Source organism: Undibacterium sp. FW305-107 (genome assembly GCF_058788535.1).
In genome coordinates, this window is the sequence record NZ_JBYTAV010000001.1 from 439,956 (window position 1) to 455,298 (window position 15,343).

Sequence of the window (15,343 nt, forward strand, 5' to 3'; positions counted from 1 at the left end):
CCTCACAATATTGCGCGCCCAAACGGTGCGTTATAACGCACCCTACACAGTGAAACGTGTGTACTCCTCCTCTGCCAGCCCTGTACGCCACCGGGCTATCGTGGCAGACTTCCCGCTTCAGAGCTACAATGCTGGCAGCCATCGCCAAATCTTAGAACTCATCCAGGAGCAGGTGTAAATGAAAACCGATACTACCGTCGCGCAAAGAACAGAACGCGATACCTTTGGCGAGATCGCCGTGCCCGCAGCCGCCTTGTGGGGCGCGCAAACCCAGCGCTCGCTGCATCATTTTGCCATCTCTACAGAAACCATGCCGCCAGAACTGATGCTGGCACTGGCACGCGTCAAGCGCAGCAGTGCGCAGGTCAATAGCGACCTGGGCCTGCTCGACAGCAAGGTGGCAGAAGCGATTGCCCAGGCGGTTGAAGAAGTGCTGTCAGGCACGCATGCAACAGAATTCCCTCTGTCGGTATGGCAAACCGGTTCTGGCACGCAAAGCAATATGAACATGAATGAAGTGCTGGCCAACCGCGCCTCTGAATTTTTGGGTGGCACACGTGGCATGAGCCGCGTCGTGCATCCGAATGACCATGTCAACATGGGCCAGTCATCAAATGATGTCTTCCCCACCGCCATGCATGTGGCTGCCAGCATCGCGGTCATTAGCCATGTACTGCCATCGCTCGCCAGATTGCGTGCCACGCTCGATGCCAAGGCCAAAGAATTTGCTGACATCATCAAGATAGGCCGCACCCATTTGCAGGATGCCACACCGCTGACACTGGGCCAGGAAATATCCGGCTGGGTCGCACAACTCGATTATGCAGAACGCGCCATACGCCACACTCAGCCCGCCCTGCAAGAGCTGGCCATCGGCGGCACTGCAGTTGGCACCGGCCTCAACACCCATGCAGATTTTGGCAAGCTGGTAGCCGCCAGCCTGACGCTCGATACCGGCATCGCCTTTGAAGCTGCCCCCAACCGCTTTGCTGCGCTGGCCGGGCATGATGCCATGGTCAGCAGCCATGGCGCGCTCAAGACCCTGGCAACTGCCTTGATGAAGATCGCCAATGACATACGCTGGCTGGCATCCGGCCCACGTTCTGGTCTAGGTGAATTACAGATACCTGAAAACGAACCGGGTTCATCCATCATGCCAGGCAAGGTCAACCCCACCCAGTGTGAAGCGGTGACCATGCTATGTTGCCAGGTCATGGGTAATGATGTGGCACTCAGCATAGGTGGTGCATCCGGCAATTTTGAATTGAATGTCTTCAAGCCTCTGATCGTCCACAACTTCCTGCAAAGCTGCCGCCTGCTGGCTGACGGCATGGCCAGCCTGGAAGAACATTGCGCCCGTGGCATGCAGGCCAACCGCCCGCGTATCAAGGAATTGCTCGACAATTCGCTGATGCTGGTAACCGCGCTCAACCCTTACATAGGTTATGACCGCGCCGCTGCCATTGCCAAGCATGCGCATGGCAATGGCACGACCCTGCGTGAAGCAGCGCTGGCCCTGGGTTACGTGACTGCGGAAGAATTTGATGGCTGGGTCAGGCCTGAGGATATGGTGTAATTTTTTACGAGCGCACGGGACTCAAAATCCCATGCCTGCTTTTGTAGGGTGCACCGCGCGCACCGCATTGATCTATGTGTGCTGGTGCACACGGCGCGCCCTACCTCCCCCAACACAAAAAACATAGAACGGAAACCGCATGTCCGAACAACTCAAACTCGTCATCCTGATACAAACCAAACCTGGCCGAGCTGCTGAACAGATCGCCGCCTTCACCAGGCTGGCACCGCTGGTGCGTGCTGAAGCAGGTTGCCTGCAATATGAGATGCATCCTGTCGCTGGCGATGAAGATAAATTCGTCCTCATTGAAACCTGGACATCCAAAGCAGCGCTGGATGCGCATGACGCCATGCCTTATATGATAGAAGCCGATGCCAACAGCCCGAATTTTCGCGCAGGGCCAGCGACTGTGCTGTTTTTAGGGCCTGTCATCGCGTAGTAAAGCAGTTGGAGTAAGGTGCGCACTGATGCACCAGGCGCACCAGGCGCGATGCATCCCTCCCTGCCACTTAATTCCTGCCACTTAATTCCGGCCATTTAATATTGCTCACACCAAAAGTCCCCCATGATGAAACCGTCTTACACAAAAGCCCTGCGCTGTGGCTTGCTGAGCCTGGCAATCGCCGGTTGCTCGTCCACGCATTTGCAAACTGGCAGCACTGATAATTATCGCCCCGTCATCCTGGTATCGATAGATGGTTTCAAGCCTGAATACCTGACACGCGGTGTGACCCCTGCCTTGAACGCACTGGCTGCAGAAGGTGTACGTACTGAGGCCATGCGCCCGTCCTTTCCATCGATCACCTTCCCCAATCATTACACGCTGGTGACAGGTTTGCGCCCTGATCATCACGGCATCGTCGGCAACACCATGGAAGACAGCAATATCCCTGGCGTGCGCTTCAAGCTCAGCAATAAAGAAGCCGTGCTCGACAGGCGCTGGTGGGATCAGGCTGAACCAGTCTGGGTCACCGCAGAAAAAAATAAAGTAAAAACCGCCATCATGTTCTGGCCCGGCTCAGAAGCAGCCATACACGGTGTGCGCCCCACTGAATACCGGACCTTTGATGACAAGTTGCCGCCCGCAGTGCGGGTAGACACCATGCTGGGCTGGCTGGATAAACCTGCCGCAGAGCGTCCTGGTTTTTTGACTGTGTATTTCGACCAGGTAGACCATGCAGGCCATGATTTTGGGCCTGATACCAAAGAAGTCACCGATGCTGCTGCAGGTGTGGATGCTGCCATTGCCCGCCTGATGGATGGTTTGCGCGCACGCAACATCAAAGCCAATGTCGTCATCGTCTCTGACCATGGCATGGCCGCCACCAGCCCTGAGCGGACTATATTGCTCGACCAGATTGCCGACCCGGCCAACTATGAAGTCGTCAACTATGGCAGCTATGCAGGTATCAATCCCAAGGCCGGGCAAGAGGAGGTAGTATCCAAAGCACTGCTGAAAACCCATGAACACATGCAATGCTGGAAAAAAGAAAACATACCGGAGCGTTTTCATTTCGGGCAAAACGCCCGCGTACAACGCTTCGTCTGCTCCGCTAATGTAGGCTGGCTGGTGGTGCCGGATGCCAAGGTCGCCGCCAAGGCAAACAAGGGTTCGCACGGTTACGATAATTTATCCAGGGAAATGCAGGCCCTGTTCATCGCGAATGGCCCGGCCTTCAAGAAGGCAAGCGTATTGCCACCGTTTGACAATGTGAATGTGTATCCGCTGCTGATGAAGCTGATCAAGGTACCGGCCCTGGCATCAGATGGAAATATAGATGCAACCAAGGCGGCGCTGGCTGAATAAGCTTCAAGCCAAATGCCCGGTTACCTGATCAGTCGATACCGGGCAATCTGGCATATACAATCCATGTCAGCCCGTTTATCTTTTCCCCGTCGAGGGCGCATTACAGTGCCCCTCGCCTCTCTATTATCCGTATAAAACAGGGCAAAACAGCATCTGTCACTATCTGTCACTGGTTGCGCCATCACCGGCAGCAAATGTCCGCCAGGGTATTTCGCTTCTCGCACTGACAAGCGCTGGCAGCACCTGTCAGTTCATCAGTCAATTCAAATAAATCTTGCCAAATGTCTCATTAATGCAAATTTGACAAACATTTTTCCATCAACTATTATCATATAGTAAATTCAAATTATTAATTTATTTGACTTCTGTCGCCGCCGCAAACAGAGGGAAACTTTCAATTGAACAACATGGTATTTGCAGGCTGGCTTTGTTCAGGCGTGGTCAGCAAGGTAAGCCTGTAACCATGTCCTGTCCATCTGTTTGCAAACAGGATGCAGCCCTTCCTTCACAGGCAAGGCACGTACCGCTTCCGGCCTCAGCTTTGGTTTTGATTCGTCTTTAGCATTACCTGCAGCCAGCATCATCTGCCGCAGGATAAACCAGGGATTGCCGGCAGGCAGTCTCTCTTGTGGTCCATGTTTCAATGCATTAACTCGATGCACTCATTCACTTCTTGTTGAGGAGAACTGCAATATGAATACGCAATTGGCTTTTGCTTACCGTGATGCCTGCAGGGGGCAAGCATGATATTTCTACAACTATCTCCCATCACCAGTGTGGCGCAGGCGCAGGCCATGCTGGAAACCGCGATCAATGTTGAATTTGGTACGCTGCCACCTTATCTGTATGCGCAACTGACGATACTGCCTGGTACCAATGCACCAGCCATGGCACGCCTGCAGTCGATCACACATCAGGAAATGATCCATCTCTGCCTGGCAGCGAATATTCTGAACGCGCTGGGTGGCAGCCCCAAGCTGCAGCCGCCCAAGTATCCCGGCCCGCTACCTGGTGATATCGGCCATGACGGCAAGGTGCTGACCCTGCACATACTGCCGTTTGGCAAACCTGCCATGCAGCAAGGCATGAACATAGAAATGCCGGTAGACCCGATTGAATTCCCGCAGATGAAACTGGCTGCCTCGCCAACCAAGGCAGTGACCATAGGGCAGTTTTATGAAGCACTGGACGCTTACTTGAAAACCCTGCCTGCCACGGCCTGGCAGGCAAACCGCAATCAGATTGATGACAAACAATTCTTCCCTGGCCAATTGTTTGCGGTGAACAATTATGCCGATGCGCACAAGGCGATACAGGTCATCGTCTCAGAAGGTGAAGGTGCCAGTACCAGCCCGCTGGACTTCAGCAATGAGCTTGCTCACTTCTACCGCTTTGAAGAAATCTATCGTAACCAGGTGTTGACTGCCAGTGATTCGCCGCAAGGGTTTTCCTGGGGTGGGCCGCTGGGTGTGGACTATAGCAAGGTCTACCCGGCGATTGTCGACCCGCAATTGCACGATTTTTCCAAAGAACCAGCCGCCGCCAGACTGGCGCAAGACGCCTGCACCAAGGCCTACAGCGCCATGGTCGATGCATTGAACCTGGCTTTGAATGGCGACTTGGCACAACTGGGCATTGCAGTGCGCAAGATGTTTGACTTGCGCATGGCTGCCGTCGAGGCTTTGCACACGCCCCTGAACGACAAGCACAAAGTCGCCGGGCCAGCCTTCATCTACAAAAAAATCTGAATCGGGAGAGAACAGCATGAGTATCCTGCAAACGCCGCGCATCCATTTCAAGGGGCAAATTTCCTGGGACCCCATCGTCACCAATAACTACAAGAGATTTTATGACGAGAACACTTCCCAGACCGTCATGACACCGACCGAGACCATGCAGCAATTTCGCCAGAGTGCGATTGAATCCGTTAAAACCGGAGCTGGTGGTGGCAACTGGAACCCGCATGGCACCCACCGTGTGCAATTTTTCAATACCGCCGTCTCCAGCGTTGACCTGGGCAAAGGCCCGGTAACGACAGACAAGCTGGTTGGTGCCCCCGCCAGGCTCAGCGCCATGCTGATAGACCTGGAACCCTATGGCGCCTGCACTTCGCAATTATTCTTTGACGGTATCAGCTTTGGCATAGACGGTGGCTGCCGTGTTGCCGCGCCATGCAACCAGCGCTTTACGGCGCGCTATATCAACTTCCAGCGCAATGCAGAAGGCATCATTGCCGGCATCGCCTCGGTCAACTGGCAAACCTCTTTCTCAAAGCATGGCTTGCAGATTGATGTCCACAAGAGTGAAGCCCTGGCAGCCTTGCACCATGCACTGCAAGACAGCGATGCGCAAGGCATCGTCGTCAGCTTCAATGCCTACTGTACTGTTTATTTTGATGACCCCAGCCTGGCTACTGCAGGTGCACCGGCCACGACGGCACAATTCCAGCTGTTGCGTGACAAACTGATCAAGGGCGGCTTCCAGCCCAACCCCGCCCGCAGCCAGGTAGTGGGCACCATCGGCGTCTGGCGCAGAGATGAACCCATGCATGAGCCAGGCGATCGCGCACTGCTGCCAGTTGACGGCGCCAAAACCTTCGTCGCTGCCGCCCACGCACGCCAAGGCAAAGGCATCATGACTGTGGACCTGTCCAATAGCGTCAGCGAAACCGGTATGGACCTGAAGAAAGAAGATCTGGGCACATTGCAGCTCTTCCTCACCGGCAAGACAGATCCGATTGCCAGCATCAACTATGACAAGTATGACCGTGCTGCCTATGAGGCAGGAGCAGGCATTGTCACTTTCGACATCAGCAAGACCAACCCGGCTGACATAGAAAAAGGCCAGCTCGAATTGCATAGTTCCAAATTTGGATTGCTGTTGCAGGAAAGTGTATTGCGCATGATCCCGCAGACACCCAACCTGTATCTGGACCAGGGGCCGGCGGGCAATGTCAAGTTCCAGCTCTATGCGCGCGGCAAGCCCCTGCATCAGGCCAGCGATGTCACCCTGTTCCAGATGTCGGCCAGCGGCGGCCAGGTCACTGGCACGCAAAACCTGAAAACCGATGCGCAAGGGGTGCTAAATGTCACTGCCAGTGCCACCAAGGGCACGGTCTATGCGTATGTGCCAGTGCCGGTAAAAAACGCACCCGCACCCACACAGGGGTTGGATACCCAGGCTAATACCTATGCCTATGTACGCGTACGCCAGGCAGACACCAGCATCGCAGCCATGCCCCCGACCTGGGCCAATGTCTATAAATACGTACTGATCAACTGGAATGCCATGGCCCCCTGCATGGACAACTGGCTGGACCTGGCCAACCCTGCGCAGGTGCATCAATACGCCAACATCCTGCGCCGCCTGACCGCACCTGCCGCATTTGAAACCTATCTGTTCATGCCAGTGACACGCGACATGACAGCAGGCCAGCGCAGCTTGCTGTACAAGTTTCTGGACAAACCTTTGACACCACTCACAGCGGCAGAACAAGCCGACCTGGCAGAAAAAGTACCCGCCATGGCATTCAAAGCAGCGCAGGCACCTGAGGCAGCCGATGCAGAAGAAGCCGCAGCCCTGCCACACTTCGCCCAGCTCAGCCGCTCTTTAAGGAATCCGAACAACGAGTAAACAAAAAGGGTGTGGATAGAAACCGCCTTATCCACACCCTTTCATACCTTTCCACACCCTTGCTGCACACTGTCATGTACAGCCAGCGACATTAACTAGTTTGCAGAAGTTTGTTTGCTGATCTGGTTATCATTACCAGAACTCTGCACTTGCGGTTTTTGTCCGAGCAAAGCTTGCGCCCATCTGACCTGATTGTCATTGCCCACGACCTGCACTTTACCCAGTTGTTCTACCGTGACCTGGTTTTCGTTACCATTCACATTCACTTGCGGGCAAGCCCCAACAAGACTAATTTGATTACCATTGCCCTGTATGCTCACTGGCTGCCCATTACACTGCGTACTCGTGCTCATATCATTACCAACGATGCGCCCACCATCTGCGCGTGCGACTGGCTTGCCACCGGTCTTGCCCTGCGTCGCATTCACGCTCCCACCCGGTGCCTTGACATTCACGTTCGCATTGGAACCGGTATCCTGGTTCGCCTTGACGCTGATACCCGGCAAATTGACCGACACATCACCCGCATAAGCGCTAGTGCCTGCCAACAATAAGACTGCCAATAAATGCTTTTGAATTTTCATCATCCTGCCTTTATTTATCATAAAATTTGATCAACCAATTTTGCTCTGCCATACGTACCACTAATATTCGCTACTATTCACTACCATTCGTGACTATTGCGAATACTCACTTCGTAGAGAAAATGGATTCAGGCCCTGCAGCGAAACATCGTCACTGCATATATTCAACCCGAACAAGGCAGGATGCTACCATAATGACAATAGCACCCTTAAAAACCAGGCATGAAGCTCAGGCCGCAGCAAGCGCAATGCCATTGCCTGCCGCAAATGCCTGCAAACCATCACCCGCCAGGCGATAACGCACCCACTCATCCTGCGGCTGCGCACCTATCGATAAATAAAACTGTATCGCCGGCTCATTCCAGTCCAGCACACTCCACTCCAGACGGCCACAGCCACTTTCAACCGCCACCTGCGCCAGATGCCGCAACAGCGCCTTGCCAGCACCACTGCCACGATGGCTGGGCGAGATATACAAGTCTTCCAGATACATGCCCTTGCGCCCCAGCCAGGTTGAATAGCTGAGAAAGTAAACCGCATAGCCAACCGGCTGCCCATCGACACTGCAAATCAGACCACGTGCCGGGCTGTCAGCCGCAAACAAACTTTGTCTAATATCGCCCACACTGGCGATGACTTCATGCTCTGCCCTCTCGTAAATCGCCAGCTCGGTGATATAGGCATGGATCAGGGCTGCATCTTCGGGTTGGGCCGGGCGGATTTGTATGCTCATGGTATTCCTTTAAAACACATTATTTGCCACATCCTAGCAAGCCAGCCTACAATGCGGCAAGTGCAATTACTTCAGACTATCATGCAGAGTATGCATCTTGACCTGCGCAAGCTTGATCTTAATCTCTTGCTGGTATTTAACGCCCTGTATCAACTGCGATCAGTCACCGCCGCTGCGCATGAGCTGGCGCTCAGCCCATCTGCCCTCAGCCATGCACTGGCCAGACTGCGCCAGGCCCTGGGTGATGAATTATTTGTGCGGCTGGACAACCAGATGCAGCCGACATTGCGCGCAGACCAGATCGCCGCCCCCATCAGTGCCGCCCTGGCACAATTATCTACCGGGCTCAGCCTCAGACAGCGTTTTGATCCAGCCACCAGCCAGCGCAACTTCGTTATCTCCGCCAGCGACTATACCGCCTTCGCCATCTTGCCGCGCCTGATCAGCAGGCTGCAACAAGTCGCCCCCAACATCACCCTGCGCATCATCAACACCAACCAAAAACTGGCCATCGCCGAACTGGCCGCAGGCCATATCGACTTCGCCCTCGGCTACGATGAAGAACGCACACCCCTGCCCCCGGGCCTGGAAGAATTTGACTGGCTGCAAGACGACTACGTCGCCATCGCCAGCCAACAACACCCGCTCATCAAACGCAAGCTGACATTAAAAACATATTTGCAAGCACGCCATGTCGTCGTCACCCCCTGGAACGAAAGCCGCGGCGTCATCGACTATGTACTCGACGGCATGGCCCTGCAAAGACAAGTCGCAGTGCAACTACCCAATGTGCTGGTCGCCCCCTTCATCATCGCCAGCAGCGAACTCATCATGACCCTGCCCCGCCATGCTGCAAAGACCCTGGCACAAGCTGCAGGCATCGCCATCTACGCGGCACCCTTTGCGATACCGCCTTATACTTTGAAAGTCTATAGCCATAGTAAGTACGCGCGCAGCGATGCGCATTTGTGGTTGCGGGGATTGATGAAGGAAGTGGCAGATAGTGCCGGGTAGTGGTAATTTATTTTCTTTACCGCGCTCACCCGGGATTGTATGAAAAAAACAAGCTACAAGCGCAGCCGTAAGGTACGGCGCATTGCAATGTGCCGCATGCTTCTCAAACCCTCCTTGCAGCGTCTAATACCGCGCACTCGAATACTGTTGAAGTCATAGCAATTGCCACGCAATACTACTGCTACCGCGAAAAATGCAATTCTAGTTGATGCGGTTTGTATCCGTCGGTGTCGTCGAACAAAAATTCCTCGATCAAAAGCCTATCGCTCTTTACCTCGCGGACCCGTCCAAAATTCCTCGCAATAAAATCATTCTTTCTGACTACGCGAGCGATGCCTGATTCATCGATAATTGTTGCTTGTCGCTTGCGAGAATCGACTGAAACCAGTTTCAAATTCTCGATGCTGCCTACAAATCGAAGGCTTTTCAATAAAGTCACCAACGCCCTGTTGTCTGCTCCAGACAATCCAGAGATGGTAAAAATAATCAATTTAAAGTTAGCTTCGTCTTTAGTATCTTTGATTGAAATTCTTCGCTTTATTTTTTGATGATGCTGCTCTGATGAAATACACTTCAGATCATCCAATGTGGTCATCACAGACATGTCAGAAATTTCGCAATCAAGCTTATGATCTGATACACGTAATCCATAATCAAATGCAATGAGCTGTGATCCCTTGTACAAGCTAAATACCTGGCTATCGGGCGATCTGTTTTTTTGTACGCGCCAACCAGATGGCACATCCAAAAATATCGGCGGATACCACGCAGGTTTTCCATACGCAGAAATCTGCAGAACAAGCAACGTGCAAAATAAAAGAGCTCTATTCATGGAAACATTTTTTCTCGATTTAATCGATCAGATTAGTTTGCAAGGCCTTACCATCACTTGACTGCCATCCGTAGGAACAAGAAACCCGGCAGCACAAGCTATCTTCCCGCGAAGACTACTTACGAAAGGCCCCATAGGCATCCAGTTGAAAAGAAATCTCCAAATCAGACATCCTGCGCAAGGTTTTCCAATCCAGTACCATGCCCGCAGTCCCCTCAAAAAACCATCCTATAAAAAAATGCATCTCACCACCGGACGATGTCATATCAACGATTTCTTTTCGTTTCGACTCCAGCAGCTCAAGCACATCATTGATGGCAACTTCCAAAGAAGCGTCTTCATCAAGCTCAAAACTGCACGTACAAAAAGATCGTTTATGTATCCCGCCCAATAATCTGCCATCTTCCGTCTGTCTTACTTCACCGGCCAAATTCCATTTCCATGGCACCAGCTCAATCAGATCGCAAAATGCCTGTAAATCCATTTCTGGATGCGTCATCCTTAAAGATAGTGCAAACTCCCTCTGTTCCGGCTGTTTCATCATTAAACTCATTCCTCTGTTTTCTTGTTGATCCCGGCTTTTACCTGCCTGCATAAGCTCACCTGCCAGCTAAAAGCCCAATCGCATACTCCCATGCAGCCACATATCCTGGCACAGTCTGCAACACACCCGCACGCACACCCGCATCTGCTGCGGCCAGGTTCACTGCCTGCTGGCTGTCTTTAGCTTGCAAGGCTGCTTGCGCTTCGGCCAGCGCAGTCAATAGTTGCGGCGTCAGTTTGTCGAGTGCTGGGCGGATTGCTGTCTTCAGGTCAGGCGGATTGCCAAACGGGGCTTGCGTCTTGTTCACCCACTCGGCAAACAAAGCCGTCTGTATCATCTTGCCCGCCACAATCTGCACAGCAAAAAAATCCTGCACCTGTTTGGGCTCAAGACCATATTGAGGTGCCTGCTGCGCCAGCCCGTCCAGTATCTGTTGCTCGCGCACGGGGTCATCAATCGCTGCTTTGGCATTCCACTTATACATAGCCACATCTTGCGCCAGGTTCAGGCGTTGCTGCATCAGGCTGAGCAAGCGAAGCAATCGAGGGTCGCTGGCATTCTGTGCCTGTGCGGGATGTGACAGCGAAAATGCGGCGCATGCCAAAGTCACATACAGCAAGTATTGCAGGATGGTTTTTTGGACAGTATGCTGTGATACAGCAGTAAAAGAACGAGATGTCATTAGAACTTATTTCATAAAATATATACCGACATTGTAATGGCACTGGCTTTTTTGCAGAGATCAAGGCAGGTCTGCATTCCACGCCATGCAATCTGCAAGCCAGTGCTGGTGAAAAAATACTTGACCACGACTCCGCTGCTAATACATCATCATTCATTACACTCCTTGTACATCAAGCCTTGCAGAATGCGCCAGGCTACAGAACGTGTGATTGCCAGCTTAACTCAGAATATATGGAGTACGCGCATGAAAGTGAAAATCGCCTATATAGAAGAAGCACCTTTCTACTGGACGGGTGAAGATGGTAGCGTAAGGGGCGCAGACATAGAACTGGCCGAAACCATACTCCATGCAATCGGTGTCTCGGACATAGAATATCAACTGGTACCGTTCGCAGAACTTATACCCGGCCTGCAAGCAGCCCGTTGGGACATGAATGTACCTATTTTCGTGACAGTCGAACGTGCAAAGCAGGTCGCATTCAGTCTGCCAGTATGGTCGCTGGGTGATGGCTTTGTAGTGCACCGCGGTAATCCCAAAATGCTTACCAGTTACGAGGCCGTAGCGGCACAAAGCGATGCACTACTCGGCATCATCCCTGGGCAGGTACAATTTGATTCAGCAAAATCAGCTGGCATTGCCGATAAGCAGATCGTCATGTTCAAAAACCAGCCCGATGCCGTTGCAGCACTACTGGCAGGAAAGATAGACGCATTCGCAGCCACGGCAATTGGCAACCGTGCCATCGCCAGAGACAACCAGGAGCTGGAAGCGGTTGCCCACGAAATAAGTAAATACAGCAAAGCACCTGTCGGCGCTTTCTCATTCAACAAAAACAATCATGAACTTTTGCATGCCGTGAATGAGCAACTTCGTCAGTACCTCGGCTCTGCCGATGATCTTGCGCGTATGGAAAAGTATGGTCTCACGTAGGCGACGAGTGATGGTGCAAACGTAGGAAAAAGTAACAGGCCAGGCAGGGTGAATGGTCCATCGCTTGATTAATCCTTGTAATGATATGCCCACGATTGCACGTCGCCAATCGCATCCATTTACTCACTCACGGAATCAAGCTAAATTTAACGCTACCACCAGAACCCGGTGCAAACCCAAGAGCCAGATATTGTATTCCATGGCTCAATTTTTTAGCTTTGGCGGTTTCTGTGTAACCCGCAGGAAGACTTCCATAGCGCACCAGTTCTACATCTAAAGCACTTCCTGGCGGCAATTCAAAAGCCCATAGTGGATGCTCATAGTCCCAGCTATCTGATTTTTTCTGCACGATCATAAAGTGATTCAATTGAACAACCGTCGTTTTCCATCTTTCTACGGCCAGCATTGGCTTTGAAAATTTGAATGAGGGTGTTTCGGTATTTAATTCAAATGGAATAATTTCAAACTTATATGAGCATCCGACTGCACACAATAAAATGAGCAGGCAAGATATAAAAAGGAAATTTTTCTTCGTTGGAAATTCAGGCATGATCTTTACTATAGTGCGTGTGGTGCGTTACAACGCACTCTACTGGCTGATTGGATGTGCAGCATCTGCCCATCACTTGGACGCAACGCGGTACTGAGATACTTCTGGAGTAGCTGTGCTAATGGGCGAAAACCATGCTTATGTTTCGCTAGATCCACATGGGTGAAGCTGCGATTCACGCAACCACACGTTGAAGCAAAAGGCACGACGGCATTTTGAAACAAGCGTGTGGTGGCGTGATAAATTTTATCGCGGTGTGTTGCGAGTGTGTTGTTCGACTACTTGACTACCGGGGGCTAATGGGTGACCCCGTCTTTGCAAATATGTTGTTCGACTACTTGACTATCGGGGGGTAATGACCCCAAGCCATACCTCCGATTACACTTCGTTAATCAGAGCTACGCGGGCTATTTGACCTCAATTTTTTTTTAAAGTATCAATGTAAGCATTCGCATTTCCTTCAATAACATTGATAGATAAGGTGACATTCAATAGTGTTTGTGGCTGGGAACACATAATTTGGTATTTGAACATATACGAAAGTAGCCGTATTCTTTCTTTTTTAATTATTACGCACTGCTTTCTAATATCATGAACATTTATATTCCAACTTACTTGCTTGATGTAACTGGAATTCCCTTCGTTAACTAGACGCGTGACTTGTGTATCCCAGTGTTGCCCAATCTTTTCTTCAGAGACCATCGCGATTTCGATGATTAATCCCAATGCTGCAAACCAGACTATAAAAAATGCGAGTATTAAAATCCCTCTTACTTGAGTAAGTCGAAGTTGTTGATATGACAGCCATAGTAAGGCACATATTAATAAAAACTCAGCTCCTGCTGTTGCCTCGATACGAGTTAAAGCAACGAAACTAGATACTCCAATCGATGCACGGCAAAAATCTATTGCCAGTAATATGGAGATGACAGCATAGGCCAAAGGGCGAGCAAATTTTTTACTTATCATCTTTTATAATTTTAAATTAGGGAGCAGTGCATGATTTCAAGCATTCTCCTATAACGGTCATTGTCTGCAAGACACACTGATTAGTGAATGCCTGATATCGCCCTTGAATACCTGGTGCAGATTTCTCTTTCACACATTGATCAAATTTTTTCTGATCACACTTTTTTGGTGGTTTTGCTTCTTGACAGTATTCATCTGTCTTATATTTTTCAACAGGTTCTTCAGACATCCGTCTACCTGGTGTACCAATAGTCATTGACTTCACTAGCTCAAGAATAACGGAGTTAGACTCAGGGGCAGGGTTGAACCCACTGCAATAGCCATCGCCACATACCCATGTATGTACATAATTATCTGGTTTTCCCGCGCAAAAAACAAAAAATGGGGTCATGTCTGACATTACAACATTTCTATACTACGAAAATGTATGAATGTAAGACCTGACCCCGTCTTTGCGAAAATGTATGAATGTAAGACCTGACCCCGTCTTTGTATGTTTCGCTAGATCCATATGGGTGACTGGTGCGATTCACGCAACCACACGTTGAAGCAAAAGACACGACGGCATTTTGAAACAAGCTTGTGATGGCGTGGTAAATATTATCGCGGTGTGTTGCGAGTATGTTGTTCGACTGCTTGACTACCGGGGGCAAATGGGTGACCCCGGCTTGTTTACTTGCGGTTTGACTTACCATTCCCGTTTTATTTGCGCGCCATACGCCAAATAAGCCAAAAACCCAATGCAGACACACTACCGATAGGTGTTGTTGGCAACAAATCACTTAAGTGTGGTGTACTCGGTAGTCGTATAAAAATTCCCGCTAAACCACCGATCACTGTGCCTGCTCCAACGGTAGTCCACCAAGTAACCAACTTGAAGTGATCAAGCAATAGAAACGCAGGAACTCCTAAAAGGATGGTGGTAAAAAAAGTAAAAAAGTAAAAAAATAAGATCAAACCATAAGCAGTAAAATCTTGGGGGTTAAAAATTGGCGACCTCAATGCAATAATTACTGCCGCAATTAAAGGTGCGAAAATAAACCCGAGGATTGTGGCAGAATTTTTGTTCATGAATAGATTTCTATTTTTTACATTTACACCGTTTGATTAGTTCATCCATTTGCCTCCCCCAAACTAATTCATTGCCAAAATCTTGGAGAGCATCTGTAATTGAATTTGTAGAAGACTGATAATAATTACTCATCTCGCAGTAAGCATGTACCACCCAATTGAAACGGTCACACACCTCTGCCAATACCGTCAACCACTCCTGCCGGTCTTCATCATCCAGATAAATATCCTCACGCCTGCCGCCTCGCGACGTCACATGATACCAAGCTCCGGCGAATTCTAATCGTAGTGGCCTGACCATGTGTAAAGCATAACATAATGCCTAAAGCACCAATGAAAATGTTGGAATGTTAGAACTGACCCTCGTTTTGTTTTCAACTGTCACCAGGCAAAGCGCCCATTCTGAATATTGTGC

Annotated in this window: 17 protein-coding genes; 7 read left to right on the forward strand and 10 right to left on the reverse strand. The window is 50.7% G+C overall.

Features of this window, described 5'->3' with window-relative positions:
• Positions 1-178: 178 nt before the first annotated feature.
• The 3 genes from fumC to AC3WQT_RS02110 all read left to right on the forward strand — a co-directional run bounded on the left by fumC (position 179) and on the right by AC3WQT_RS02110 (position 3,383).
• A complete protein-coding gene (gene fumC, locus AC3WQT_RS02100) occupies positions 179-1,576 on the forward strand; it encodes a class II fumarate hydratase (RefSeq protein WP_492701765.1) in 1,398 nt (465 codons plus the stop codon).
• 139 nt (positions 1,577-1,715) lie between these two features.
• Complete coding sequence (locus tag AC3WQT_RS02105) at positions 1,716-2,015, forward strand: putative quinol monooxygenase (protein ID WP_492701767.1); 300 nt, start codon at positions 1,716-1,718, stop codon at positions 2,013-2,015.
• A gap of 126 nt (positions 2,016-2,141) precedes the next feature.
• Positions 2,142-3,383 (forward strand): alkaline phosphatase family protein, encoded by a 1,242-nt coding sequence (locus AC3WQT_RS02110; protein WP_492701769.1) that lies wholly within the window; start codon positions 2,142-2,144, stop codon positions 3,381-3,383.
• Positions 3,384-3,814: 431 nt separating this feature from the next.
• Here the strand turns inward: AC3WQT_RS02110 and AC3WQT_RS02115 are convergent, their stop codons facing one another.
• Positions 3,815-4,045, reverse strand: coding sequence for a hypothetical protein (locus AC3WQT_RS02115; RefSeq protein ID WP_492701771.1), 231 nt, complete (start codon positions 4,043-4,045; stop codon positions 3,815-3,817).
• 81 nt (positions 4,046-4,126) lie between these two features.
• Between AC3WQT_RS02115 and AC3WQT_RS02120 the strand changes: the two genes are divergently transcribed.
• Both AC3WQT_RS02120 and AC3WQT_RS02125 read left to right on the forward strand, forming a co-directional pair.
• The gene (locus AC3WQT_RS02120) at positions 4,127-5,131 is read left to right on the forward strand and encodes a ferritin-like domain-containing protein (RefSeq protein ID WP_492701773.1); all 1,005 of its coding nucleotides are present in this window, start codon (positions 4,127-4,129) and stop codon (positions 5,129-5,131) included.
• A gap of 16 nt (positions 5,132-5,147) precedes the next feature.
• Positions 5,148-7,016, forward strand: coding sequence for a hypothetical protein (locus AC3WQT_RS02125; protein ID WP_492701775.1), 1,869 nt, complete (start codon positions 5,148-5,150; stop codon positions 7,014-7,016).
• A gap of 95 nt (positions 7,017-7,111) precedes the next feature.
• On the opposite strand, the gene AC3WQT_RS02130 is transcribed toward AC3WQT_RS02125, so the two are convergent.
• Together AC3WQT_RS02130 and AC3WQT_RS02135 are read right to left on the reverse strand one after the other, a co-directional pair.
• Positions 7,112-7,603: a DUF3060 domain-containing protein gene (locus AC3WQT_RS02130; protein WP_492701777.1), complete on the reverse strand. Its 492-nt coding sequence runs from the start codon at positions 7,601-7,603 to the stop codon at positions 7,112-7,114.
• 226 nt (positions 7,604-7,829) lie between these two features.
• Positions 7,830-8,333, reverse strand: coding sequence for a GNAT family N-acetyltransferase (locus AC3WQT_RS02135; protein ID WP_492701779.1), 504 nt, complete (start codon positions 8,331-8,333; stop codon positions 7,830-7,832).
• Between the two features lie 90 nt (positions 8,334-8,423).
• Between AC3WQT_RS02135 and AC3WQT_RS02140 the strand changes: the two genes are divergently transcribed.
• Positions 8,424-9,347: a LysR family transcriptional regulator gene (locus AC3WQT_RS02140; protein WP_492702519.1), complete on the forward strand. Its 924-nt coding sequence runs from the start codon at positions 8,424-8,426 to the stop codon at positions 9,345-9,347.
• A gap of 181 nt (positions 9,348-9,528) precedes the next feature.
• Here the strand turns inward: AC3WQT_RS02140 and AC3WQT_RS02145 are convergent, their stop codons facing one another.
• From AC3WQT_RS02145 to aroQ, 3 genes are all read right to left on the reverse strand, one after another.
• Positions 9,529-10,179, reverse strand: coding sequence for a hypothetical protein (locus tag AC3WQT_RS02145; protein ID WP_492701780.1), 651 nt, complete (start codon positions 10,177-10,179; stop codon positions 9,529-9,531).
• 115 nt (positions 10,180-10,294) lie between these two features.
• Positions 10,295-10,774: a DUF4279 domain-containing protein gene (locus AC3WQT_RS02150; RefSeq protein WP_492701782.1), complete on the reverse strand. Its 480-nt coding sequence runs from the start codon at positions 10,772-10,774 to the stop codon at positions 10,295-10,297.
• Positions 10,775-10,778: 4 nt separating this feature from the next.
• On the reverse strand, positions 10,779-11,405 hold the full coding sequence (gene aroQ, locus AC3WQT_RS02155) for a gamma subclass chorismate mutase AroQ (RefSeq protein WP_492701784.1): 627 nt from the start codon (positions 11,403-11,405) through the stop codon (positions 10,779-10,781).
• Positions 11,406-11,651: 246 nt separating this feature from the next.
• Between aroQ and AC3WQT_RS02160 the strand changes: the two genes are divergently transcribed.
• Complete coding sequence (locus tag AC3WQT_RS02160) at positions 11,652-12,338, forward strand: transporter substrate-binding domain-containing protein (RefSeq protein WP_492701786.1); 687 nt, start codon at positions 11,652-11,654, stop codon at positions 12,336-12,338.
• Between the two features lie 127 nt (positions 12,339-12,465).
• On the opposite strand, the gene AC3WQT_RS02165 is transcribed toward AC3WQT_RS02160, so the two are convergent.
• The 4 genes from AC3WQT_RS02165 to AC3WQT_RS02180 all read right to left on the reverse strand — a co-directional run bounded on the left by AC3WQT_RS02165 (position 12,466) and on the right by AC3WQT_RS02180 (position 14,928).
• On the reverse strand, positions 12,466-12,888 hold the full coding sequence (locus AC3WQT_RS02165; RefSeq protein WP_492701788.1) for a hypothetical protein: 423 nt from the start codon (positions 12,886-12,888) through the stop codon (positions 12,466-12,468).
• A gap of 417 nt (positions 12,889-13,305) precedes the next feature.
• On the reverse strand, positions 13,306-13,857 hold the full coding sequence (locus AC3WQT_RS02170; RefSeq protein WP_492701790.1) for a hypothetical protein: 552 nt from the start codon (positions 13,855-13,857) through the stop codon (positions 13,306-13,308).
• Positions 13,858-13,873: 16 nt separating this feature from the next.
• Positions 13,874-14,257 carry a hypothetical protein gene (locus AC3WQT_RS02175; RefSeq protein ID WP_492701791.1) on the reverse strand — a complete coding sequence of 128 codons (384 nt, stop codon included), beginning with the start codon at positions 14,255-14,257 and terminating at the stop codon, positions 13,874-13,876.
• A gap of 302 nt (positions 14,258-14,559) precedes the next feature.
• Complete coding sequence (locus AC3WQT_RS02180; protein ID WP_492701793.1) at positions 14,560-14,928, reverse strand: hypothetical protein; 369 nt, start codon at positions 14,926-14,928, stop codon at positions 14,560-14,562.
• Positions 14,929-15,343: the final 415 nt, after the last annotated feature.